Annotated in this window: 15 protein-coding genes and 1 pseudogene; 7 read left to right on the top strand and 9 right to left on the bottom strand. The window is 69.2% G+C overall.

The annotated features are described in order from the left end of the window. Nucleotide 1 precedes the first annotated feature (1 nt). From ACYQ5L_RS14705 to ACYQ5L_RS14695, 3 genes are read right to left on the bottom strand one after another with little or no spacing between them, the layout of a single operon-like run. On the bottom strand, nt 2-973 hold the full coding sequence (locus ACYQ5L_RS14705; RefSeq protein WP_459957896.1) for an alpha/beta hydrolase: 972 nt from the start codon (nt 971-973) through the stop codon (nt 2-4). 38 nt (nt 974-1,011) lie between these two features. Continuing rightward, nucleotides 1,012-1,710, bottom strand: coding sequence for a DUF6875 domain-containing protein (locus tag ACYQ5L_RS14700; protein WP_459957895.1), 699 nt, complete (start codon nt 1,708-1,710; stop codon nt 1,012-1,014). Further along, entirely contained in the window at nt 1,707-5,654 is a 3,948-nt protein-coding gene (locus tag ACYQ5L_RS14695; protein WP_459957894.1) for an amino acid adenylation domain-containing protein, read from the bottom strand. Before ACYQ5L_RS14695 ends, ACYQ5L_RS14700 begins: the two co-directional genes overlap by 4 nt. Nucleotides 5,655-5,881: 227 nt before the next feature. Between ACYQ5L_RS14695 and ACYQ5L_RS14690 the strand changes: the two genes are divergently transcribed. Beyond that, nucleotides 5,882-6,532 (top strand): HAD-IA family hydrolase, encoded by a 651-nt coding sequence (locus ACYQ5L_RS14690; protein ID WP_459957893.1) that lies wholly within the window; start codon nt 5,882-5,884, stop codon nt 6,530-6,532. 34 nt (nt 6,533-6,566) lie between these two features. On the opposite strand, the gene ACYQ5L_RS14685 is transcribed toward ACYQ5L_RS14690, so the two are convergent. Together ACYQ5L_RS14685 and ACYQ5L_RS14680 are read right to left on the bottom strand one after the other, a co-directional pair. Next, on the bottom strand, nt 6,567-7,103 hold the full coding sequence (locus ACYQ5L_RS14685) for a DoxX family protein (RefSeq protein ID WP_459957892.1): 537 nt from the start codon (nt 7,101-7,103) through the stop codon (nt 6,567-6,569). A gap of 26 nt (nt 7,104-7,129) precedes the next feature. Next, entirely contained in the window at nt 7,130-7,909 is a 780-nt protein-coding gene (locus ACYQ5L_RS14680) for a dioxygenase family protein (RefSeq protein WP_459957891.1), read from the bottom strand. 86 nt (nt 7,910-7,995) lie between these two features. On the opposite strand from ACYQ5L_RS14680, the gene ACYQ5L_RS14675 reads away from it, so the two are divergent. After that, the gene (locus tag ACYQ5L_RS14675) at nt 7,996-8,463 is read left to right on the top strand and encodes a MarR family winged helix-turn-helix transcriptional regulator (RefSeq protein ID WP_459957890.1); all 468 of its coding nucleotides are present in this window, start codon (nt 7,996-7,998) and stop codon (nt 8,461-8,463) included. Nucleotides 8,464-8,511: 48 nt separating this feature from the next. On the opposite strand, the gene ACYQ5L_RS14670 is transcribed toward ACYQ5L_RS14675, so the two are convergent. Then, on the bottom strand, nt 8,512-9,330 hold the full coding sequence (locus ACYQ5L_RS14670) for an SGNH/GDSL hydrolase family protein (RefSeq protein WP_459957889.1): 819 nt from the start codon (nt 9,328-9,330) through the stop codon (nt 8,512-8,514). A gap of 240 nt (nt 9,331-9,570) precedes the next feature. Between ACYQ5L_RS14670 and ACYQ5L_RS14665 the strand changes: the two genes are divergently transcribed. Continuing rightward, the gene (locus tag ACYQ5L_RS14665; protein WP_459957888.1) at nt 9,571-10,767 is read left to right on the top strand and encodes a L,D-transpeptidase; all 1,197 of its coding nucleotides are present in this window, start codon (nt 9,571-9,573) and stop codon (nt 10,765-10,767) included. A 6-nt stretch (nt 10,768-10,773) separates the two neighbouring features. Here ACYQ5L_RS14665 and ligD read toward each other — a convergent pair whose 3' ends face one another. Both ligD and ACYQ5L_RS14655 read right to left on the bottom strand, forming a co-directional pair. After that, nucleotides 10,774-11,739 (bottom strand): non-homologous end-joining DNA ligase, encoded by a 966-nt coding sequence (gene ligD, locus ACYQ5L_RS14660; protein WP_459957887.1) that lies wholly within the window; start codon nt 11,737-11,739, stop codon nt 10,774-10,776. A gap of 44 nt (nt 11,740-11,783) precedes the next feature. Then, nucleotides 11,784-12,530: pseudogene (locus tag ACYQ5L_RS14655) on the bottom strand (M23 family metallopeptidase); the annotation flags it as partial. 298 nt (nt 12,531-12,828) lie between these two features. Between ACYQ5L_RS14655 and ACYQ5L_RS14650 the strand changes: the two are divergent. Then, nucleotides 12,829-13,374, top strand: a complete 546-nt coding sequence (locus ACYQ5L_RS14650) for a hypothetical protein (protein ID WP_459957886.1) — start codon at nt 12,829-12,831, stop codon at nt 13,372-13,374. 18 nt (nt 13,375-13,392) lie between these two features. Here the strand turns inward: ACYQ5L_RS14650 and ACYQ5L_RS14645 are convergent, their stop codons facing one another. Further along, nucleotides 13,393-14,007, bottom strand: coding sequence for a cutinase family protein (locus tag ACYQ5L_RS14645; RefSeq protein WP_379194982.1), 615 nt, complete (start codon nt 14,005-14,007; stop codon nt 13,393-13,395). Between the two features lie 266 nt (nt 14,008-14,273). Between ACYQ5L_RS14645 and ACYQ5L_RS14640 the strand changes: the two genes are divergently transcribed. From ACYQ5L_RS14640 to ACYQ5L_RS14630, 3 genes are all read left to right on the top strand, one after another. After that, nucleotides 14,274-14,660 carry a hypothetical protein gene (locus tag ACYQ5L_RS14640; protein ID WP_459957885.1) on the top strand — a complete coding sequence of 129 codons (387 nt, stop codon included), beginning with the start codon at nt 14,274-14,276 and terminating at the stop codon, nt 14,658-14,660. Nucleotides 14,661-14,775: 115 nt separating this feature from the next. Continuing rightward, the gene (locus ACYQ5L_RS14635; protein ID WP_459957884.1) at nt 14,776-18,594 is read left to right on the top strand and encodes a LysM peptidoglycan-binding domain-containing protein; all 3,819 of its coding nucleotides are present in this window, start codon (nt 14,776-14,778) and stop codon (nt 18,592-18,594) included. Nucleotide 18,595: 1 nt separating this feature from the next. After that, on the top strand, nt 18,596-23,170 hold the full coding sequence (locus ACYQ5L_RS14630; protein WP_459957883.1) for a hypothetical protein: 4,575 nt from the start codon (nt 18,596-18,598) through the stop codon (nt 23,168-23,170). Nucleotides 23,171-23,193 lie beyond the last annotated feature (23 nt).

Below are 23,193 nucleotides of genomic sequence, written 5' to 3'. Positions count from 1 at the left end.
GCTACACCCCGAGAGCGCCCGCGAACAGCGGCCAGGAGTTGTGCAGATCGTCCTCCCAGTACGGCCAGGCGTGCGTGCCGTCGCGATGCACCACGGTGGCCGGGATGCCGAGGGCCGCCAGCCGGTCGGTCAGCGATGCGGTGCATTGCCGGACAACGGCTTCCATGACGCCACCGATCGCCATCCGGTCCGCCAGCCGGGCGGCGTCACCCGCGATGGAGGGCGCGGCGAGGGTGTCGTGCACGCCCGGCGCGCCATTGCCCGCCGAAATGTACAGCGCCACACCGCGCAGCCGGTCGGCATTGAGGACCGGATCGTGGGCGCTCCAGGCCGGATTGTCGGCCGCGCCCCACATATTGTCGGCATTCGCGCCGAACAGCTGCAGCTGCGAGTGCACGTAGAAGCGGGCGAGCGGGTCGCTGGTGCGCGGGCAACCGCTGTAGGAGCCCACCGCCTGGAACCGGCCCGGGGCCTCGATGGCCAGATTCAGCGCCGAGGTCGCCGACATCGACGTTCCGGCAACGGCATTGCGGCCGGTCATGCCGAAATGCGAGTCCAGCAGCGGCTGCAGTTCGTCGATCAGGAAGGCCGACCACTTGTTGCGGCCCAGGACCGGATCGTCGGACATCCAGTCGGTGTAGAACGAGGCGCGCCCGCCGATCGGCTGGATCACATTGACCGGTTTGTCGGCGAAGAACCGGGCGGCATCGGTGCGATTGGTCCAGGGACCGCCGGATTCGCCGCCGTCGACGGCATTGAGCAGATACAGCGCGGGGGCGGGGCCGCCCGGATGCGAGACCCACACCGGGATCGCCCGGCCCATGGCCGCCGAATAGACGACGACCTCGAACTGGCGGCCGCCGAGCGGGCGGACTTCGAGAATCGCGGATCCGGGATCGGCAGCAGCCGGTAGCGGCAACAGGGCAGCGAATGCCGAAACGAAGACGATCAGGCAGCGCGCGAGCCGATGCATGAATGGAGTATCGCGCGAGAAGGAGTGATTTCCTGTGATCAACGGGCGTGTTCATCGGCGGAATGTATGCGCAACGCCGTAATTTCCCCCGCTTCCGGACCTTCGACGTGCATTCGCTCAGCAATAGCCCATCGCAGCCTGCGCGGCAGATCCGGCGCAAACCGGGTGAAGTACGCGAACAGCCAGTCGGTACGGCCCACCAGGAAGGGGAAGTCGGTGGTCATCATTGGGCGCAGCACCAGCATCGGCACCGGCGCGTCCAGGGGATGGAAGTCGCGATTCCACAGTCCCGGCACCGCGCAGCCCGGATAGAACTGCCCGAGCATCAAGCCCTGGGCGACCACCTCGGTCTTGCGCGCCCGATGCACGGCATCGATCAGGTCGTAGCGGGTGAGTTCCGGGAATGCGGTGATGAGCGTCGACCGCGCCGCGCCCGCCGGATCCTCCCGCCGCAGGCCGCCGTACACCTCGACCGCGTCCTCGACGATCTCGTGCAGTCCCTCCATCGGCAGGGCGTCGCCGCCGGCGGCGCATCCGGCCCAGACGAGTTCCCGTGCGGCACTGTGCCGCATGAACGGGCACACCGGTCCCGGCCGGCCCAGGTCCGGATGCGGTTGCAGCAGATGGTCCGCCATCCACTGCGTGAGCACCGCGGCCGCCGGTCCCTGCCGCACCCAGTCCTGCGGGTCGGCGTACACATTGCACCAGCGCACGCCCGAGCGCGCTCCGGTCCTCATCGCGCGTCCTCGCGGTCCAGATGGGCGGCGAGCAGCGGGCCGATGACCGCCACCACATCGGCATTGCAGAGCTGGGCGTGGGTGGCGTCCACCGGATGCTCGATGAGCACACCGGTGACATGGGGCCGCCAGATCTGCGCGTCGAGCAGTTCGGTGACCCCGCGGGTGGCCGAGAAGTACAGCAGGTCACCGTCGAAGACGCCGGGCCGGTATCCGTGTGAGAGGCGCACGCCGTCGGCGTAGCCGCGATGCAGGCGGGTCAGCTGGTCGGCGGTCAGTCCGGTGCCGAACGACGGTGCGGCGGCGGCCAATTCGGCGGCGGCCTGCTCGGCGGTGAGGTCGGCGAGCGCATCGCCGTCCTCGGGTTCGTCGCCGAGCAGATGGGTGAGCAGATCGCGCATGCGCGGCACCGGCGGTGGCGGCATGTCGTCGGGGAAGATGACGCTGTCGAGCATGGCCAGGGTGGCGACGGTGTGGCCGCGGGCGCGCAATCGCACGGCGATGGCGTGCGCGATCTGCCCGCCCAGCGACCAGCCCAGCAGATGGTAGGGACCGTCCGGCCACACCCGCACGATCTCGTCGGCGTACAGGTCGGCGAGCTCGTCGATGCCGGCATCGGCGCGCGGTGCGCCCTCGAGCGTCAGGGCTTGCAGCCCGTACACGGGGCGATCGGTCACCTGGCGCGCCAGGCCGGAATAGCACCAGGCCAGCGGGACGGCCGAGTGCACGCAGAACAGGGGCGGTCGTGATCCATTGCGGCGCAGGGTGAGCACCACGCCGAGCGCATCACCGGGGGCGTCGTCGCCGGCGGCCAGGCGCGCCGCCAGCTCGCGCACAGTCGGGGCGGCGTAGAGCCAGCGCACCGTCACCGGCAGGGCGGTGGCGGCGCCGAGTTCGGCCGAAAGCGCCACGCCCAGCAGGGAATTCCCGCCGAGTTCGAAGAAATCGTCGTCGAGGCCGACCCGCTCGGCGCCGGTGATCGCGGCGAACTGCTCCGCGACCAGGCGTTCCAGGTCGGATTCGGGGGCACGATAGGGCCGCTCCCCCGCCGGCGGCTCGGGCAGTGCGGAGCGGTCGACCTTGCCGTGCGCGGTGACCGGCAGCCGATCCAGGTCGACCAGCTGCGCGGGCACCAGCGCGGCCGGCAGCACGTCGCGCAGGCGGCGGATGATATCGGCGTGGTCGAGCCGGACCCCCTGCGCGGCAACGACATATCCGATCAGCCGCAGGCCGCGCGGCCCGGTGTGGGCGGTGACCACGGCGTGCGCGATCTCGGGCAGTCCGGTCAGCGCCGCCTCCACCTCCGCCGGTTCGGCGCGGCGGCCGCGCACGCTCAGCTGGTCGTCGCCGCGGCCGAGGAATTCGAACCCGCCGCCCGCGCCCGCGCGGACGAGATCGCCGGTGCGGTAGACGCGTTCGCCGGTACCGGACGGATCCGCGACGAAACGCTCGGCTGTCGCACCCGGTCGTCCCCGATAGCCTTGCGCCACACCGGGACCGCCCAGGTACAGCTCGCCGCGGCCACAGCGCGGGACGGGACGCAGCCGGTCGTCGAGCAGCAGCGCCCGCACGCCGGGCAGCGGCGGGCCGATGGGCACCGGGTCGCCGGCTGTCAGGGCATCGGATTGCGTTGCCATGACCGTGGTTTCGGTGGGCCCGTAGCCATTGAACAGCCGCAGCGCCGGAGCCCAGCGGCCGATCAGGTCGGCCGAACAGGCTTCACCGCCCACCACCGCGACCCGCAATCCCGGAACCTGCGCCGGGGTCAGGGTCGCCAGTACCGCCGGGGTGGTGAGGAAGTGGGTGATCGCGGCCGTGCGCAACAAGGTGGCCAGGTCCGCTCCGGCGATCACCGACGGCGGTTCGACGATCAGCCGGGCTCCCGCCGCGAAGGCGGCGAGCAGTTCCAGCAGGTGCGCGTCGAACGAGGGAGCGTGCGCGTGCAGAACACGTGAATCCGGTGCCACGCCATAATGTCCGACGATGTAATCGGTCAGGGGGCCGAGCCCGCGGTGCGTGACCGCCACGCCTTTCGGCACGCCCGTGGTGCCCGAGGTGTGGATCAGATAGGCCGGGTTGTCGGGCCGCAGCGGCCGGGTGCGCTCGGTATCGCCGACGGGCTCGCCGGACCGCTGCCGCACCCGCGCCAGCGTGCCCGGATCGTCGAGCGACAACCAGGCGGGTCCGGGGGGCAGCGCGGGCCGGGCGGAGTCCACGGTCAGCCCGAGGCGTGCGCCGGAATCGGCGACGATGGCGGCCGATCGGCGGACCGGGCCGCCGGGATCGACCGGTGCGAAGGCGGCCCCGGTCTTCGCCACCGCCCACAGCGCCAGTACCGATTCGGCCGAACGCGGCACCGCCACCAGCACGACATCGCCGGGACCCGCGCCCGATTCGATCAGCTCGCGCGCCCACCGCGAGGACAGCTCGTCCAGCTCACGGTAGGTCCACGTGCGGGAACCGTCCTGTACCGCAACCCGATCCGGCGCCCACGCCCGATCACCGGCGCCGATCAGCCTGGTGCGCAGCAGATCCGGCAGCAGCCGATCGGCAGACCCGGCTGCCGCGACCGGTATCGCGCGGTCCGGATCCAAGGTCCGCACCACCCGCTGCGGCTCGGCGAGGAACTCGTCGAGGTACCGCAGGAATCGCCGATGATGCGCGGCGATGTCGGCCGCGGAGTACAACTCCGGATTGGCCTGCATATCGATGGTGATGGAATCCGCGTCCGGCCCGAGCTGATAGCCGTTGACCAGCAGATCCTCCACCGGCCCCAGCGCCAGCAACCGGATCCGCGCGGTGGACGATCCCATCCGCAGCGGCTCCACCGCGCCGAGCATGTTCACCACCGGGCCGAAACCGCCTCGCGCGGCCTGGTTTTCGCCGCGATCCCGCTGGATGTCCTCATAGCGGTAGCGCTGATGCCGCAGCGCGCCGATGAGCCGGGCGCGCACCAGTTCGACGGTCTCGGCGACCGTGGCGCCGCGAAAATCGCACAGCCGCAGGGGCACCACATTCGACACCGACCCGGCCGAACGCCGCAATGCCGCCGTCGGGCGCGCCGCCACCGGCAGGGACAGCAGGATCTCCTCCGCACCGGTCGCGGCCGCCAGGTAGCAGGCGAAGGCCGCGATGGTCAGCTCGGGAAAGGTGTGCCCGCAGCGCTCCCGCCACGCCGCCAGCCGCGCGGCGGTGCCCGCGGGCACGGTCGCCGCGACCCGGTGCGGCGGCCGGGGCCGCGAAGCCGGACGCCCGGCCAGGCGGGCCGGCTCGCCCGCGCCCGCCAGCTGTTCGGACCAATAGGCGCCATCGGCCCGCGCCCGCGCCGAGGCGGCATAGCCGCCTTCCTCCTCGAGCAGTTCGGCGATCGTGAGCGGTCGCGCCCCGTTCGCCGCCGATCCGTTCACCGAATCGGTTGCGGCGGTGTACAACTCGAAGGTCCGCTGCAAGACCGCCGCCGCCCCCAGACCGTCCAGCACGATGTGATGGCTGCGCAGATACAGCAGGTGCACCTCCGCGTCGATGCGGAACAACCGCGCGACGGTCAGCCGATCGGCGCACAGATCCAGCGGCGCGGCGTGATCGCGCTCCATCCATTCCAGCGCGGCCGCCGCCGGGTCGGGCCGGTCGGTGAGGTCGGCGTAGGCCATGGGCGCGAACGCGCCGGGATCGAGGAACTGCCTCGGATAACCGCCGTCGAGCCCGAACCGCACACACGGCGACTGCAGCTCCCGTGCGGCCCGCCCGGCGCACTCCCGCAACAGCTCGGCCCGCACCGGTCCGCACAACTCCAGCGACAGGGCGACGGTATTCGGCACCTCCGGATACAGCTGCTGCGCCACCCACCAGCGCAGTTGCGCCACCGACAGCGGAAGCCCCGCGGGCGTGGCGGCGACCGCCGCCCCGGATCGTGACACCTCCAGGTCCCCATCGGCTCGCGCCAACGCGCCTCCTCACGCCCCGAACACCAGTGATCGAACCGTCCCGCTGGCAACCTACGGCATCCACTCGTGTCGATCATGGAAGAACCGCCGTGCACGCCCCGCACTGATACGGCGGGAATCGGCCGCCCGGGCGGCCATCGGCCCGAGCGCCCCGGCCGCCCGCCGCGGAAATTTGTATCGTGGCAATCGGTCCGCCGTCCGCGCACACACGTCCCAGGGAGTTCCGCATGCCCGTCCTGATCACCCGTGCCCTGCTGCTCGATATGGACGGGACACTCGTCAACTCCGATGCGGTGGTGGAGCGCATCTGGCGGCGGTGGTCCCTCGAGCACGGGCTGGATCCGGAACACACCCTGCGGGTGGCGCACGGGCGTCAGGGGTATTCGACCATGGCGGAATTGCTGCCGGATCGGCCGATGGCGGAGAACTACGCGGAGAATGCGGCACTGCTGGCCGAGGAGACCACCGATGTCGACGGGGTGGTGCCGATCGCGGGTGCGCCCGCCTTCCTGCGGGCCATCGCGGAGTTGCCGCATGCCCTGGTGACATCGGCCGACGAGGGCTTGACCCAGGCTCGCATGGGGGCGGCCGGGCTGACGGTGCCCGAGGTCAGAGTGACCGCGGAGCACGTGGGGGCCAGCAAGCCCGCACCGGAGGGCTTCCTCAAGGGGGCGGCGGAGCTGGGTTTCGCGCCCGAGGAGTGCGTGGCGTTCGAGGACTCCCCGGCGGGCGTTGCGGCGGCCCGGGCGGCGGGCATGCGGGTGATCGGCGTCGGGCCGCGGGCGGCCGCCCTCGGACCCGATGCCCACCTGCCGGATCTCACCCATGTGCGGGTGGAGGCCATGGCGGATGGCCGGATCGGGCTGCACATCGAGTGAGCCGCCCCGGCCCGCGCCCGAGATCGAACGCCGGTCAGCTCCGCAGCAGCAGGGTGATGCCCGCGGCGATCACGGCCAGCGCGATGGCGGCGGCGCCGCAGCCGAAGCGGTGGTTGCGCAGGGCGGGCAGGTAGTGGTCGACGGCAATGCGGCCCGGACCGGCGAGCGCCAGGGCGGCGGCGCCCAGCGCGAGCAGGAGTTCGTATTCGAAGCCCTCGGGGGCGAAGAAGGAATCGGTGCCGTGCACGGCGATGGCATTGATCATGGTGCCCAGGACGGCGGCCGCGGCCAGCGGGGTGAACAGGCCGAGGGCCAGCGCCAGGCCGCCGAGGGTTTCGCTCAGACCGGCGATGACGGCCATGACGTCACCGGCGGGATAGCCGCTGCCGGTGAAGAATTTCCCCGTTCCGGAGATGCCGCCGCCTCCGAACCAGCCGAACAGCTTCTGGGCGCCGTGTGCGGCGATGGTGAGGCCCAGCGCCAGGCGCAGCACCAATAAGCCTGCGTCATAACCGAGTTGACCGGAACCCTCGGTCGCGGTGGCGGTGCGGGTCAGGGTGGTGGTGCTCATTGGAACTCCTTGTGGGGATGGGGTGATCAGCCGAGCTGGATGGAGCGTTTGGCCAGGCCGCGCCAGAAGTCGTCGATGACGGTGCGCGGCCCGGCCGGCTCGGATTCGCCCGCGCCGAGCGCGACGAACAGCGGGGCGAAGTGTTCGGTGCGCGGATGCGCCAGATGCGGTGCGGGAGCTTTGTTCTCGAAGTCGAGGAGGGCATCGATATCGCCGGCGGCCAGCGCCTCGCGGCCCCACTCGTCGAACTCGGCCATGACGGGGTGCACCGAACCGTCGACGGTGAGCGCCCGCAGATTGTGGGTGAAGAAGCCGCTGCCGACGATCAGCGCGCCCTCCTCGCGCAGCGGCGCGAGTCTGCGCCCGAGGTCGAGGAGCGCTCCCGGGTCCAGGGTGGGCAGTGACATCTGCAGCACCGGCACATCCGCGTCCGGATACATCTCCACCAGCGGCACGTAGGCCCCGTGATCCAGTCCGCGCCCGGGCACGTCCTGCACCGCGGTCCCGGGACCCCGCAACAGCTTTCGCACCTTCTCCGCCAGCGCGGGCGCGCCCGGCGCGGCATAGCGGACCTCGTAGTAGCGCTGCGGGAATCCCCAGAAGTCGTACACCAGCGGCACCGTCGCGATCGCCCCGAGCGCCACCGGCGCGTCCTCCCAGTGCGCCGAAACCATCAGCACCGCTTCGGGTTTCGGCAGACTCGCCGACCAGGCCGCGAGCTGTCCGGGCCAGACCGGGTCATCGGCCAGCGGCGGTGCGCCGTGCGACAGGTACAGCACGGGCATACGGTGCGCGTCCTCGATCATGACCGGATCTCCTCTTGTTCAAATTTGAACGAGAACCACAGCGTACGTGATTGTTCAAATTCGAACAACACCGATAGGCTGGGCCCATGCCCGAACCCCAGTGGCTCGATGACGAGGAAATGCGCGCCTGGAAGGCGCTGCTGTCCGGCTGGGCGCTCTTGGAGCGGGAGATCGAGCGGCAGCTCAAGCGTGACGCGGGTCTCTCGCACACCCAGTACGAGGTGCTGGTCCGATTGGCCGCGGCCCCGGACGGCAGCATCCGGATGACCGAGCTCGCCGACTCCCTGATCAACTCCAAGAGCCGGCTGTCCTACCAGGTCGATCAGCTCGAGAAGGCGGGCCTCGTCCGCCGCGAATCGCTGCCGACCGACAGCCGCGGCATTGCCGCCGTGCTCACCGCGGCCGGGCGCCGCAAGCTCGAGGACGCCGCGCCCGGGCACGTCACCCTGGTCCGCGATCTGCTCATCGATGTGCTCACGCCCGCGCAGCGGACCGCCCTCGCCGACGGTCTCGGCGAGGTCGCCCGCAGGATCCGGGACAGCGACCCGGCGTAGCGATCCGCACGACGGGGCGTGCGGATCGGGGCAGGTGGCCCGCCCGAGCTACCCGATGTCGCCGCCGCAGGCCGGGACCGGTTCCAGGTCGGGCCGTTTGGGGTCGAGACCGTCGCCGGAGGAGCGGCCGGTGAGGCGGCGGTGGATCCAGGGCAGCAGGAATTCCTTGGCCCAGTGCAGATCCTGCTGGCGGGCGGCCTGCCAGGGCATGGGCTCCTCGGCCGGCCAGGGGGCGCGCCAGTCCTCGGCCACGGGCGCGCCGAGCACCTCGCAGACGCGCAGGGCGAGGCGGCGGTGGCCTTCGGCGGACAGGTGCAGCCGGTCCCAGCTCCAGGCGCGGTGGTCGCGCAGCGGCTTCATGCCCCACAGATCGACCACCGGGCAGTCGAATTCGTCGGCGACGGCGCGCAGGTTCATATTGTAGGTGGCGATCTTGCCGCGCAGATGGCGCATGACCGGCTGGAATCCCGGATCCCATCCGGTGAACACGACCACCGTCGCTCCGGTGCCGCGCAATTCGGCGACGGCGTCGCGGAAGATCTCGGCGAGCTCGTCGGGATCGCCGCCGGGCCGGATGAGGTCGTTGCCGCCGGCGCAGAAGGTCACCAGGTCCGGTCGCAATTCGACGGCGCGGGCGAGTTGATCGTCGACGATCTGCCGAATCAGCTTGCCGCGCACCGCGAGATTGGCGTATCGGACCTCGCCGACGTGCCCGGCCAGATGTTCGGCGACCCGGTCCGCCCAGCCCCGGTACCGCCCGTTGGGGGTCTGCCCGCTGTCGGGATACGGATCGTCCATGCCTTCGGTGAAACTGTCGCCGAGAGCGACGAAGGACACGATGTCTTTCGGTAGTTCGATGTCCGGCATGGTGTTCGATCTTGCCAACCAACCGTCTGGTTACGCGACCGTCGGTAGTGCGAATGATCCGGGAATCACATTGTTCGGAGGTGTAGCGAGCCCGGCGCAACCGGCACGGGACACGGCGGAGCAGGCAAAGGAACGGTGTCGGTTCCGCGACGGAAGGGTGGAGGTTCGCTCGTCGCCGCGACCGAGATCGCCCCGATGTGCTGGGCTGCTGGGGGTTGGCCCGGCGAAGGGAGACACACGGTGGCGGTGCGACGTCGTGAGCTGCTGATCGGCTTCGCGGGGGCGGGCGGCTTCGCTCTCGCGGGATGCGCACGGGAACGGCAACCGCCGCCGCCACCCAAGCCCGCGGTCATCCGCTTCGATCCGCCGCCGGATTCGCACGGCGTCCACCCGCGCACGCCGGGCAGGGTCACGGTGACCGACGGCACGCTGCGCTCGGTCGAATGGCTCGACGAGACGGGCAGACCCTTGCCGGGAACACCGGCGCCCGATAATCGCGGCTGGATCAGTTCCGAACCGCTCGGCTACGGCCACACCTATACCGCGAAGGCCGTGGCGCAGGGCGAAACCGGTGAGGTCACCGCGACGACGGTGTGCTCCACGGTCTGGCCCGAGCGGCTCGTCGACGTCTCGCTGCGCTCCGGCAATCTCGTGGAACTCGCCGAAAACGATACGTACGGAGTGGGTTTCGTCCTGGTCGCGCGGTTCGACGAACCCGTCGACCGGATGGCGGTCGAACCCCATCTGAAGGTCGTCACCGAGCCCGCCGTCACCGGCGCCTGGTACTGGCTCGACGATCAGAACGCGCACTGGCGTCCGGAGCGCTATCACGCGCCGGGCACGCGCATCACGGTCACGGCCGAACTCTTCGGCGCCGCACTCGGATCCGGCGCCTACGGGCTGCGCGATCAACGCGTCTCGGTGATCATCGGCCCCGCCCATATCGCCGTCGCCGACGACAACACCAAGCACATCGACGTGTTCGAGAACGGGAACCTGGTGCGCAGCATGCCCACCTCCATGGGCATGGGCGGCACCGCGGTGGCCGGCGGCAAGGTGCTGTCGTTCTGGACCCGCCCCGGCGTCTACACGGTCCTGGACCGCAAGCACCCGGTCACCATGGACTCCTCCAGCTACGGCCTGCCGGTCAACTCCCGTCTCGGCTACCGCTCGGTCATCGACCACGCCGTGCGCATCAGCCACGACGGCATCTTCGTCCACGCCCTGGCGGAAAGCATGTGGGCGCAAGGCAATACGAATGTCTCCCACGGCTGCCTCAACCTCTCCCCCGACGACGCCGCCTGGTTCTACGACTTCGTCATCCCCGGCGATGTGGTCGAGGTGCGCAATACCGGCGGCGACCCGCTCGACATCTGGCAGAACGGCGACTGGACCATCCCCTGGCCGGACTGGCTGCGCGGCGGCGCGGCCATCTGAGGCCGCTCAGTCGTCGGTGTCCGCATCCAGGTCGACGTCGACCTTGTCGCGATCGGCCCATTCCAGCAGCGGTTCGAGGTCGAAGACCGCGTCGTCGATCCCGGCGTGCAGATCGCCGAGCTCGGCGTAGCGGGCGGGCACGGTGGTCATGGTGAAGTCGCGGGGATGCACGTCGGGTATCTCGTCCCAGCGGACCGGAGTGGAGACGGTGGCCTCCGGGATGCCGCGCACCGAGTAGGCGGCGGCGATGGTGTGGTCGCGGGCGTTCTGGTTGTAGTCGACGAACAGCTGCCGCGGGTCGCGGTCGCGCCGCCACCAGGCGGTGGTGACGTCGTCGGGGGCGCGCCGCTCGACCTCGCGGGCGAAGGCGAGGGCGGCGCGGCGCACCTCCTGGAAGCCGAAGCGCGGGTCGATGCGCACATAGACGTGCAACCCTGTGCCGCCGGAGGTTTTCGGCCAGCCGACCGCGCCCAGCTCGTCGAGCACCTCGTGCACGACGCCGGCCACCCGTTGCACCCGCGACCACGGGCAGTCGGGCATGGGATCCAGATCGATGCGCCACTCGTCGGGCAATTCGGTGTCGAAGCGGCGGGAATTCCAGGGATGGAACTCCACCGTCGACATCTGCACCGCCCAGATGACGTCGGCGAGCTTCTCCACGCACAGTTCGTCGGCGGTGCGCCCGTAGCGCGGAAAATACAATTCCACGGTGGGAATCCAGTCCGGAGCGCCGCCGGGCAGCCGCTTCTGATGCACCTTCCCGCCGGGCAGCCCTTTGGGGAAGCGATGCAGCATGCACGGCCGGTCGCGCAACGCGTTGACGATGCCGTCGCCGACGCTCAGGTAATACTGCACCAGGTCGAATTTGGTCGCCCCGGTCTCGGGGAAATACACCCGATCCGGATTCGAGACGCGCACCGTGTGCTCGCCCACCGTCAGTTCCACGGCCGGCGAGGCCGACTTACTGGCCACCCGTCCGACAATAGCGGGCACCGCGATCTTTCGTGCCGTTCGGCTCAGTCCCGTTCCGGTCCCAGCGAGATGCCCCGACTGGCCAGCCAGGGCAGCGGGTCGATCTTGTCGGTGCCATTGAGCCACACCTCGAAATGGCAGTGCGGGCCGGTGGAGAAGCCGCGATTGCCCACCGTGGCGATCTGATCGCCGGCCAGCACCCGCTGGCCGACCGTGACCGTGGTGGTGTCGACATGACCGTAGACGGTGATGGTGCCGTCGTCGTGCAGCAGCCGCACCCACATGCCGAAGCCGGAGGCCGGGCCCGCGCTGATGACGGTGCCGTCCTCGACCGCCTCGATGGGGGTTCCGATGGGCGCCGCGACGTCCACCCCGTAATGCGTGACGCCCCAGCGTGCTCCGAAACCCGAGGTGAACACGCCCTCGGCGAACTTCGTGAAGAGCGGACGCAGATTCGCGGTGGCGCGCGCCTCGTCATCGGCCGCGAAATGCCGGCCGTTGCGCAACAGGTTCCGGATCTCCTCGGGATCCTCCACGGGTGCCGCGCTGAGGATTTCGGGGAAATGCGCATCCGTGCCCGCGAGCCCGGCGGCCGGCTGGGCGGCGGCCCCGGCATTCGAGTGCGGCATGCCCTGCGCCAGGAGTTCGACCGTCTCGTGCGCGGACGCCGACTGCATGCCCGCCTGCACGGCCGACACCGTGGCTCCCAGTGCCATGGCCGCCAGCACGGCGCGCCCCTGCAAAGCCTTGATGGCCGAGGGCTTCCGATGCCTGCCCCGCTGCGGATCACTCCACCCGTCCCGCTCCGCCACCCCATTGGAATCCCCGGAAGCACTGCCCCGCAATAGAATTGCACCCTCCAACCCACGCTGCTCCGGCGAGCGCCGCCCATGCGCCGCACCACTCATCCAGCATCGGCTGCGCCTCGCCCTGACTCGGGTGCGAGACCCTACCACCCGAACCTGTGAATCCGAATCTGCTGTCGCGTCGCCGGATCCGGCTGCGAGCACCCGGACGGGGCCGCGGAAATTGCGTTAGCCCCCTCGACAAATATCTTGCCTTTTCTCCGTATGGTGATAGTTTTTCTCTATGGTCGATTCGACCGAAAACTCTCTGTGCATCGAGGGAGATGCCGTGTCCAGGGCTGTGAAACTTACCGCCGCACGGGTTTGCGGGGGAATTCTCGGGATTGTCTTGTGCCTGTTCGGGGTGAGCACCGCGCACGCGGAGGACCCACCCGGTCCGGTGCTCGTGGACGGCACCGCGTATTTCGCTCTGGGCGACTGGAACTGCTCGATCGATCCGGGCGGAACGGTGGGCTGCGATCTCGTGGTCCCGGCCGCGTCCATGAATGTTTTGATTGCCGGAATGCAGGTGCCGTTGCCGAACGTGCCCGCCATCGTCATCGATTCGGCCACCTGGCCGGCGCATCCCCAGTGGAACTCCAATGGCAGTCACACACTGCCGGGCGGAAATCCGTCATTGCCCCGCATCACACCGGTGAACTACCACGATCCGCAGTACTCGGTGACCCATGCCGGGGCGACGTGTCAAATCACCTTCAAAGCCATTCCCGTGTGCACCTCGATGGGTCACGGGTTCAGCCAATGGGGACCAGTGCCGCACGGCTACTGATCCCCACGAATCAACCGATTACCGGTACCAGACCCCGGAATCCCAAGCGCCATAGTTCCATACGTTGAAATCGTATCGGCTGTGCGCGCCCGCGAAGAAGTAACCCCACCAGCCCGCGTTGGTGTCGCAGATCTGGTCGTCGTGGTTGCACACGGTCAGCACCGGGAAACCGCCGAACCAATCATCGACTCCGGCCAGCGGATATCCGATGAGATGGTTGCCCGGAGTCGCGGACAGGCCGGGTCCGCCGGGGCCTGCGGCCCGCTTGGGATCCGACAGGAGAATGGCGTTGGCATTGCCCACGTCCTGATGCGCGGTGACCCACGCGTGGACGAGGGCCGCGCCCTCGCTGTGCCCGATCAGCCTGATGTGATCGTCCGGGCATTGATTGCGATGCGACCAGAACAGCCGGTCGATTTCGTTCAACCCCGACATCGGATCGGCGGAGTTGTACCCGACGGGCTGATTCACGAAGGCGGTGAACACCGAGGAGGTGTTGTCGCCCAGGCCGCCGATTCCGATGGCCCAGTCACCCAGGCAGGGATCGGCCTGGGCCCGTGGAGTCGTCGCGATGGTGATGGAAAGGAGGATGGCCAGCATTACTGCGGCGAAGAGCGCCGTTGCTCTACGCATGGTCGTGACTTTCTTCATTTATGGGATCTCCGGGTCCGGCCCGGCTTGCGCACCATGTACCCAGAAATTGCTGGCGTTCTTGATTCCTGGCGAAACAGTTACCTCGACCCCGAATTCGTAGGCCGTAATGTAGCGCTTCAGATCCCGCAGCCGGTCAGGAATCGAGAAGCGCCGCCGGATGCGGTCTGGCTAGCGTTCTCCGTATGGACGCCCGCTCGGAACGAACCGGCGGCGGGCAGGTTGCTCGTCCTTCGAAGGAGGATTCGATGAACTGGAACACGACGATCCGGCAATGGCATCGATGGCTGGGGATCGTATTCACCGCGACGGTCGTCATCACCGTCGTCGGATTGACGGCCGGCGGCCCGGAATGGCTGTCCTATATACCGCTGTTCCCGCTCGCCCTGCTTTTCCTCGCCGGCCTGTACCTGTTACTGCGCACCCCGAGGCCGCGCACCGACCGGATCCGGCGCACCCACCGCTGGTCGGCCGTCGTCTTCATCGTCACCGTCCTGGCGACCATCGTCGCCCTGTCCCTGCCGGATCCCATTGTCGGGGTGTCCTACATTCCGCTGCTGCCGCTGGCGGCGCTGCTGGGAACCGGCCTGTCCATGTTCCTGCGCGGGGCCAAAAAATCGCAGGTCACCGCGTAAATCGGCGGGCAAAGACGAGTAGTCCCCTACTCGTGCTCGCGGGCCCCGCGCGGCCGTACGGTCATCTCGTCCTATCGGGGTCGGGGATACGCGACGGGAGAGTCCGATGGCGCGCGTGCACACAGTGGTATCCGGTGACACGTTGTGGGCCATCGCAATCCGGTTCTATGGCGACGGCACCAAATTCGCGGTGATCGCGGCCGCCAACGGAATAGCGAACCCGCATTTGATTCATCCGGGCCATATTCTGCAGATCCCGGATCTGCCCGGCCCCGCGCCGGATCCGCAACCCACTCCCCCGCCACCGCCCGAGAGAATCGCCTTCCGGCTGCTGCGCCCGGCCGATCTGGTCGATCTGCGCTGCGAGGCAATCGGTTTCCGGTTCGCGCCGGCGCCGCAGCCGGATGTGGTGACGCATGTCGTCGTCGAGGGCGACACCCTCTGGGACCTCGCGGTGCGCTTCTACACCGACGGCACCGAGTTCGCGTTGATCGCGGCGGCCAACCACATCGCCGACCCGAACCTGATCTTCCCGGGGCAGGTACTCGTCATCCCGGACGTCCCCGGACCCGCGCCGGACACCACTCACACCGTGGTCGCGGGCGATACGCTCTGGGACCTCGCGGCGCGGTTCTACGGCGACCCGACGCTGTTCACGCTCATCGCGGCCGCCAACCACCTGGCCGACCCGAATGTCATCCATCCCGGGCAGGTGCTGACCATTCCGGCCGTGCGCCCGCCGGCCCCGCCGAGCGACCGGCAGTCGCGCCTGGTCGCGGTCACCGACGACGCGCACATCATCGTGCGGTTCGGCAGCCAGAACCTGCTCGAGGAGCGGTTCGACGTCGCGCCGAACGCTCCGGCACGGGTACTCGCGGCGCACGATTCGCGGGTGGTGTTCGCGGTGGCCAAGGGCAGCGAGTTCGACTACTCGATCGCCGGCGTGCTCACCGCGCTCACCACGTTTCCGCTGCGGGTGTCCAAGCTGGCGCTGCCCGCCGGGGAGACCGGTGATACGACGAGCGCACCCGCGCCGCCGCAGGCGGACCAGACGGCCATCGAAGCGCCGTTCCGCTTGATCGTGTCGCCGAGCCCGCACGGCGGATTCGCGCACAGTGCAGAGCTGTCGTCGGCTCCGGATGATCGGGCCCGGACCGAGTTGTGGACGACCAGGCTCGGCGTGCGCAAGGTGGTCGACGGCAAGTTCACCGAGGTCGACGAGAAGGACACCACACAACGCGTTGTGCGAGCGGTATGGACGCGCGACGACGACGAAGGCGGCGTGGCGCCCCAGGGTCTCAGCGCGTCGCTGGACAAGCCGCTCCGCAGGGGGATCGTGCGTCAAACCGCGGACCGGACGGTGCGGCACCGGGAGAACGGCACGCCGCTCCAGCCTGAACCGCTCGAGGTGCGGCGGTTGTATCTGAGCGCGGTCGGCGCCTGGGTGGACTGGAACGTCACGTGGGACAAGCCGGAGAAGTCCTACCCGCCCAAGGACGCGACCACCATACTCGAGGCATATCGCCACCTGGCTCCGATGGGCCGTGACGCCTACATCCGGGTCGATGTTCCGGCGTTCCTGTTTCCGTTCGGCCATCGGGTCACCCTGGTGAACATCACCGAACGGCGCATCGGCGTCGGCGACAACCCGGTCGCATTCCTGAAGCAGCGGTCGTTCATCGTGGTACGCGAGCGCACCAGGTCCTACCGTGACCCCCAGAACAGGCTCGTGCTGCACACGCTTCCGTTCGACGTCGTCGCCATCGATCCGCCGGTAACCCCCGACCTCGACTTCATCGACGTCAATACCTCGAAACCGGTCGTTCCGAGGATCAATGGCGAGCCCTACCGCTGGAAGGTCACCGGCGTCGATCACGCCGGTCAGCCCATCACCATGCTCGCTCCACTCGTCCTGGTGACACTGACGGCTGATGACAAGCCCACGACCATTCAAGAAATCCGGACGGAGTGGGAGGTGAAACAGCGGCGGATCGACGTCAACGACGCCGAGGTCGCCATGGCTCCGCCGACGGCCAAGGGCGATACGACCTTCAAGGTGCACAAGCTCGACCTGGACGGCTCCTACGAGCCCGGTAAGCTCACCAGCACGCCTTCCATGGCGCGGGCCTTCATCGCGATCCCGGCGCTCAACGCGATCAACGGCGGGCGCGCACCGGTCGAGGTCGTCTACGAAAAGAACTACAAGGATAAAGGTTTCGAGCTCGGCGACCAGGCCGAGGTCTTCCTCACCCTGACGCAACGGCAGCGGCTCGACTTCGCCAAAGGCAGTGACCAGGGTGGCGGTTTCATCGAACCGAGCGTCGGCGTCGCGGCTCTGTCGCGGACCCTGGGCGCGATCGGTGATGCCAATGCCGATCCCGGAAGCGCGCTCCGCCGTGGCGATTTCGATCCGTCCGCCTTCCTGGCCGGAGCACTGCCGAAGTTGTTCGGTCTCTTCGACCTCATGAAGATCATCAATAGGACGGGTCTGGACCGCGCACCGAATCTCATCACCGAGCAACTCGGCATGATCGGTTCGCTTGCTTCGGAATTCGCCCGCCTGGTGGCTGCGCTCGACACGGCGAGCACCGATCTCGCCGACGATATCGGCCATGCCGCCAGCGCCGCCGCCGGACAGCGCCTGCAAGCGCTGCGGGGGAAGGTCGACAATGCCCGCACCACGCTGGCGGGTGCGGCCGGCGACCTCCAGGCCGCACTCGCCGATGCGCTTGCCGGGCAACCACACAATGCGGCCGGCGCGGCGACGGCGTTCGCCGGGAAGCTGGCGAGTGTCGACGCGGTCGTCTCGGACCCGATTCTGCCCGCCGCCGTCCGCGCTGCGGTGGAGAAGCCGGCGGCGGCGTTGCGCAATATCGCCACCGTGGCACAAGGCGCGAATCTGCTCGCCGCGCTGCAAGCGCCGACATTGTCCGATGTCATGCGCTTCGAATGGCAGCCGGAGATCATGGATTGGCCCCCCGGCGGCCCCACGGTGTTCAAGCCGGACAAGGACGGCCTCACCATCGCAGTCGAGGTCCGCATCACCGAGGAGGACGAGCCGCAGGTCGATGTGAGCGCCCAATTGCGGGCCTTCGAGCTGATCCTCATGCCGGGCGAGCAGCTCGTGTCGATGCGCTTCGGCCGCTTGGGGTTCCGGGTCGCCACCGGGCGCAAGCCGGAGATCGACGTCGTCTTCGACAAACTCGAATTCCTCGGCCCGCTCACCTTCATCGAGAAGATCCGCCAACTCATCCCGTTCGACGGTTTCGCCGACCCTCCCTATGTGGACATCTCCACCGAGGGCGTCACCGCCGGTTTCGATCTGGCTCTGCCCAGTGTGGCCGTGGGTGTCTTCAGCCTGGAGAACATCGCCCTCGCCGCGGATTGCCGCATCCCGTTCCTCGGGGAGGCCGTGACGGTCGGATTCGGCTTCTGCAGCAAGGAATCCCCGTTCCGGTTGACGGTCATGTGCATCGGCGGCGGCGGGTGGGTGGCGCTGCGGCTGAGCCCGGCCAAGATGGTGGTGCTCGAGATGGGCCTGGAAGCCTGTGCGAGCCTGAGCGTCGATCTCGGCGTCGCCTCCGGGTCGGTGTCGGTGTCCATCGGGGTCTATCTGCGGCTCGAGGACAAGAAGGGCCAGCTGACCGGATACTTCCGCATTCGCGGCGAAGTGGATGTGCTGGGCCTGATCTCGGCGTCGATCACGCTGGAGTTGTCGCTGACCTATCACTTCGAGTCGGGCAAGATGATCGGCCGCGCCAGCCTCACCGTGGAGGTCGAGGTGCTGTTCTTCTCCGCGTCGGTGGAGATCACCTGTGAACGTCAACTGGCCGGATCCAAGGGCGATCCCTCGATGCTCGACATCATGCCGCCGCATGCCGGCGGGCAGTCGACGTGGAATTCGTACTTCGACTCGTTCGCGATGGGAGCCTGACATGGCCGGCGCAGTCCAATTGATGACCACGGTGCTGCCGCACTCGGTGGATCCCAATGCCGATTTCCATGTGTCGCTGTTCTTCACCCACCGGCTGACGCCGGGCGCGACGGAGACCCTGGCCGATCTGACGGCCATGGGCAACTGGGTGACCACCTTGAAGAGCGCGCGGATCACCCTGCACACCGATGCCGGGACGATCGCGTGCACGCCCCTGTTCGGCCCGCTCAGCGAATCGGCCTGGCAGACGGCGTTTCCGGGCACGACGCCGGTGCGCGGTTTTCCATCGCCCAAGACCTCCGAGGCGCCGTGGAAGACCTATCCGGCCAATCGCCTGCCCGAGCACGCGCTGGCCGCGCACTATTCCTCCGCCTTCTCCTCGCCGGTCACCAGGCCGGGCGTGGCCGGGAACCGGCTGGCGCAGGGTGTCCTGAATCTGTTGCGCGAGCGGGTGATCGGCGACGGTCATTCGCCGAAGCTGCGCGAGACGCTGGCGCTGCTGGACTCCTATGCCGAGAGGCAGCGGCGGCGGCGCGCCGGATTCGCGGACTCCGCGACCACGAATGCCGCTGCGGCGGTGCGGTTCGAGTTGCCGGATCCGCCGGCCGATGCGCCGGAACCCGGACCGGAGCCCGGCCCCGCCGGACCCGACGTCAACCTGACCTTCGCGAGTGGCGAACAGCCGTGGCGCTCCCCGATCGAGGCCCCGCTGGACGACTGCGACCGGGAGGTCACCGAATTTCTCGACAATTCGCTGCAGGACAGCGCGCCGGAGGATCCGACCTTCGCCATGGTCCGGGATGCCCATGCCACCCAGCGCTTCTACCACCGGGCCGAGGAGCAAACCCCGTACCAGCCGCGGCCGACCGAGAAGGTGCACGAGCCGCGGCCGACGCCGGTGGTCCCCGATTTCCACGCCCGCGCCGCCGCCATCGGCAGCACGCCCGTGCTGGCGCGGCAGCTGGGATTCGTCCTGGATCTGAAGGTCGCCGACCTCGCGACCCTCGCCACCGCCACGCTCATCTGCTGCGATGTCACCGCACCGGGTGTGGAGCTGCTCATCGGACCGGCCACGCGGTGCGTCGTGGCGGGCAAGCGGTTCCTGGCGACCCCAGAATCGGATAAGTGGGTCAACGGCTTCCTCACCATCGGCCGCCCCGATCGCTACCGCGTCATGGATCTCGATCCCGACGCCTCCGGGCTCAAACTCGAACAGCTGCTGCGCGGCGTCGTGCGCGCCACCGCGACCGAATTGAACGGCGACCCGGCGACTTTCGCTCCGGGCACGCTGCGGTCGTCCGGGTTCTCCCTGGCACACATCGACCGGCCCGATGAGCTGCGGGCCCGGGTCGAGGCCGCGGAGCAGATGACGCCCCGGGTCTCGGCCGGGCAGACCCCCATCGGCGAGCGCCCGAGCTTCGGCTTCGACTCCCTCGCCCGCGGCTACCGCGTGGAGGTCTGGGACGATGTCACCAAGGGCTGGCACAGTTTGCACCGGCGGCGCGTCCACGCGGATTTCCGTGGCACGGAGCTACTTTCGGACGTCCCCGACACCGGGTACCTGCAGAACGCGCCCATGAGCCGGGCGCCGGGCGATCCGGCGAACCCGTACTACGTGCACGAAGTGATCGCGGGCTGGGACGGCTGGAGTCTGGCCGCGCCGCGCCCCGGCCTCCAGATCGTCCACGACAGCGGCCAGGGCGGGAAGCCGGGCAAGGAAATGCTCACCGACAAGCAGGAGCGCCCGACAGCGGACGCCGATGGCATCGGCATCCGCAGCGTCGCCGCGACGGGCACCCTGCCCGCCCTGCGCTACGGCCGCCGGTACGCCTTCCGGGTCGTCGGTGTCGACCTGGCGGGCAATAGCGTCGAACGGAGCATGACCACGCGCTCGGTGGCCGCGGGCGATGCCGTGGTCGCGACCGCGACCGCCCATATCGCGGCCCTGCGCGCCGATGCCGACGCCCGCGACGCCGCCGGGCTGCTCGAGCAGCAGCGCGGCGACGCCATCGCCGTGCCGCCCGCGAACGAGCAGGTCGCCCAGGTCGAGACCGCGGTGTCGGCCATCGAGGCCAAGGCCGCGCGGCTGACCACCCGGCCGCAATTCGACGTCGAGCCCGTCCAGTTCGCCGGTCTGTTCGCCGCCGAAGCCGAGGACCCGAATATCGTCACCACCCCGCGGTTGTTCCTGCGGTGGGAGGCCGTGCTGCCGCCGGCGGTGGTGCCGCGCCATCCCTACACCGCGGGAGAGTCGCTGAACCGCTTGGTGATTCGCGACAGCGTGGACGGCTCGGTGACCTCGCAGCGCCACCTGGTGCCACCCAAGTCGACCCAGCTCGACGCCGAGCTGGACGGGCGCTTCGACGCGCTCATGGGTTCGGCCGATCTCGACGACCGCCGCCGCGGCTACGCCATCGCGCTGAAGGAGCGCGGCAGCCTGTTCGACATTCGCATCCAGAATCTCGACGATCCGGCGGGAACCGTTGCACAGCCGGGTGTTTCGCTGCACGCCTCCCCGGGAGCGGATCCGGGCGCCTTCGTGACCCTGGAGGAACTCGAGGCCGACCCGGAGAAGCAGCCCGCCGAGGGCCAGTACGTCGTCCACGATGTCGACAACCTGGTGGTGCCGTATCTGCCGGACTCCATGGCCCATGGCATCGCGCTGGTCTTCTACCGCGCGGGCGCGGGCCATCACCTGCGCACCGCTCAGATCCTGCAATCGGTGGTGATTCCCTTTGCGGGGCAATGGCCGAGCATCGAACCGCTGCGCCTGGTGGTGCACGGCGCACCGGCGTTGCGGGCGAAGCAGGACGGGTCCGTGATCGACGTCGGCATTCCGCCCGGCGAGCAGATCGCCGTCGCGGTCTCCACGACCCTGGACAAGGAGCACCTGGATCGCCTGGGGCTGTGGCGATTCCACGCGGTGCACGACCCGAATGTCGCCGAGTCCGATCGGCAGCTGCTCGAGCGGGCCGCCCTCGACGGCTGGCTGTGGTGGCTGACCCCGAGCATCGACCTGCGCCTGGTGCACGCCACCATGCGTCCCGCCGTCCCGCCCGCCATCACCGCGCTCACCGCCCTCGGCCGCCAAAAGGGCGTCGTCACCGCGGAATTGGTCGGCACACTGGACATCCACGGCGACAGCACCGAGCGCGCCGAGCTGCGGGCGAGCTGGTCCGATCTGGTGGACGACGAGAGCGCCGGCGATGCCGCAGCCGTCGAACATCGGGAAATCGTCGCCGCCTTCCCCGTCGGGCAGGACGAGAAGGAATCGCTGATCACCACCACGAGCGCTCCCCCGGCGGGCACCCGCCCACCCGGCGTGCCGGTGCGCCCCATCGTGCACACCCTGCCCGACACCAAGTACCGCAAGGTCGACTATCGACTGCACGGCGCCTCGCGGTACCGCGAGTTCTTCGACGCCGCGGACCTGCCGGCACCCGACGATGCGGCCTCGGCCGGAAACACCTGGCAGGTCACGCATTTGAACTCCGCGCCGCCGCTGCCGCCGAGCGTGCGCGATGTCATGCCGATGTTCCTGTGGGAGGAGGACAGCGAACCGGAGCATCCGTTCGCCCGCCGCCGCACCCGCCGCAGCGGCGTGCGGATCTGGCTCGACAAACCGTGGTTCTCCAGCGGCGACGGCGAACTGCTCGCGGTCATCGTCGGCGCGGTCGACTTCCCGGTTCCGGGCAAGGGCGATCCCGACAAGCCCACCGATACCCCCACCACGGAGGCCATCAGCCTGTGGGGACGCGATCCCGCGTTCGTGACGCCGGTCCTGCGCAATTCCACCGATCTGCAGGTCGTTCCGGCCTGGCAACAGCGCGCCCTCCAGCTCGGCCTGGATCCACAGCAGCGACCCGGACGACCGGTGTCCTACGTCCAACTCGATGCCCAGCGCGGCGCGTACCTGTTCCGCCCCGAGAACCACACGGGCCGCAAGCGCCGGTTCGTCGACGTGGTATTCGACGCCGCCGACACCGCCTGGCCGTTCGTCCGGCTGACTCTCGCCCGCTACCAGCCGAATTCGGTCGCGGGCTGTTTCCTCTCCCCGACGGTTGCCACCGATTTCGTGCAGCTGCTGCCGGAACGTATTGCCACCCTGAGCCGCCCCGAGGCCGGACAGGTCCGGGTGACCGTCTCCGGTTCCACCGCGTTCACCAATCTCCCCGGCCTCTTCGACGCGCCGAATCCCCCACCGCAGCCGGTGGATCCGGCCGAATTCGCCGCCTGGGCGCTGCCCACCAGCCGCCGCGTGGTCGCGACATTGCAGGCCAAGGATCCCGGCTCCGACAGCGACCTCGGGTGGACGAAGGTCGAACAGGTGCACTGCACCGTCGAAGGCGTCCGCGTGCACCTCGACCCCGGCGATTCGCGCATCACCGAATTGGCTGCCAGCTGGAGCGGCGTCCTGCAACTCGACCCGGCTCACCCGCTCCGGACCCCGGGCACCGCACCCGAACTCCGCGTCCTGATCGAGGAATTCGAGCTGCTGCCCACCGATCCGGAACCCGGAGCCGAAGGCAAGGCCACGATTTCGCGACTGGTCTACGCCGATCATCTGTACCTGTGATTCCACACACCCGACAGCAAAGG

This window comes from Nocardia sp. IFM 10818 (genome assembly GCF_054655275.1).
The sequence above is the reverse complement of the archived record's forward strand: the minus strand, read 5'-3'. Positions and strand labels throughout refer to the sequence as shown.

Excerpts from the sequence above, each read along its gene's own strand:
- ACYQ5L_RS14705 (WP_459957896.1), bottom strand. The coding sequence starts at position 973 with ATGCATCGGCTCGCGCGCTGCCTGATCGTCTTCGTTTCGGCATTCGCT.
- ACYQ5L_RS14690 (WP_459957893.1), top strand. The coding sequence starts at position 5,882 with ATGCCCGTCCTGATCACCCGTGCCCTGCTGCTCGATATGGACGGGACA.
- ACYQ5L_RS14670 (WP_459957889.1), bottom strand. The coding sequence starts at position 9,330 with ATGCCGGACATCGAACTACCGAAAGACATCGTGTCCTTCGTCGCTCTC.
- ACYQ5L_RS14675 (WP_459957890.1), top strand. The coding sequence starts at position 7,996 with ATGCCCGAACCCCAGTGGCTCGATGACGAGGAAATGCGCGCCTGGAAG.
- ACYQ5L_RS14680 (WP_459957891.1), bottom strand. The coding sequence starts at position 7,909 with ATGATCGAGGACGCGCACCGTATGCCCGTGCTGTACCTGTCGCACGGC.
- ACYQ5L_RS14630 (WP_459957883.1), top strand. The coding sequence starts at position 18,596 with ATGGCCGGCGCAGTCCAATTGATGACCACGGTGCTGCCGCACTCGGTG.
- ACYQ5L_RS14650 (WP_459957886.1), top strand. The coding sequence starts at position 12,829 with ATGGTCGATTCGACCGAAAACTCTCTGTGCATCGAGGGAGATGCCGTG.
- ACYQ5L_RS14685 (WP_459957892.1), bottom strand. The coding sequence starts at position 7,103 with ATGAGCACCACCACCCTGACCCGCACCGCCACCGCGACCGAGGGTTCC.
- ACYQ5L_RS14640 (WP_459957885.1), top strand. The coding sequence starts at position 14,274 with ATGAACTGGAACACGACGATCCGGCAATGGCATCGATGGCTGGGGATC.
- ACYQ5L_RS14645 (WP_379194982.1), bottom strand. The coding sequence starts at position 14,007 with ATGCGTAGAGCAACGGCGCTCTTCGCCGCAGTAATGCTGGCCATCCTC.
- ACYQ5L_RS14700 (WP_459957895.1), bottom strand. The coding sequence starts at position 1,710 with ATGAGGACCGGAGCGCGCTCGGGCGTGCGCTGGTGCAATGTGTACGCC.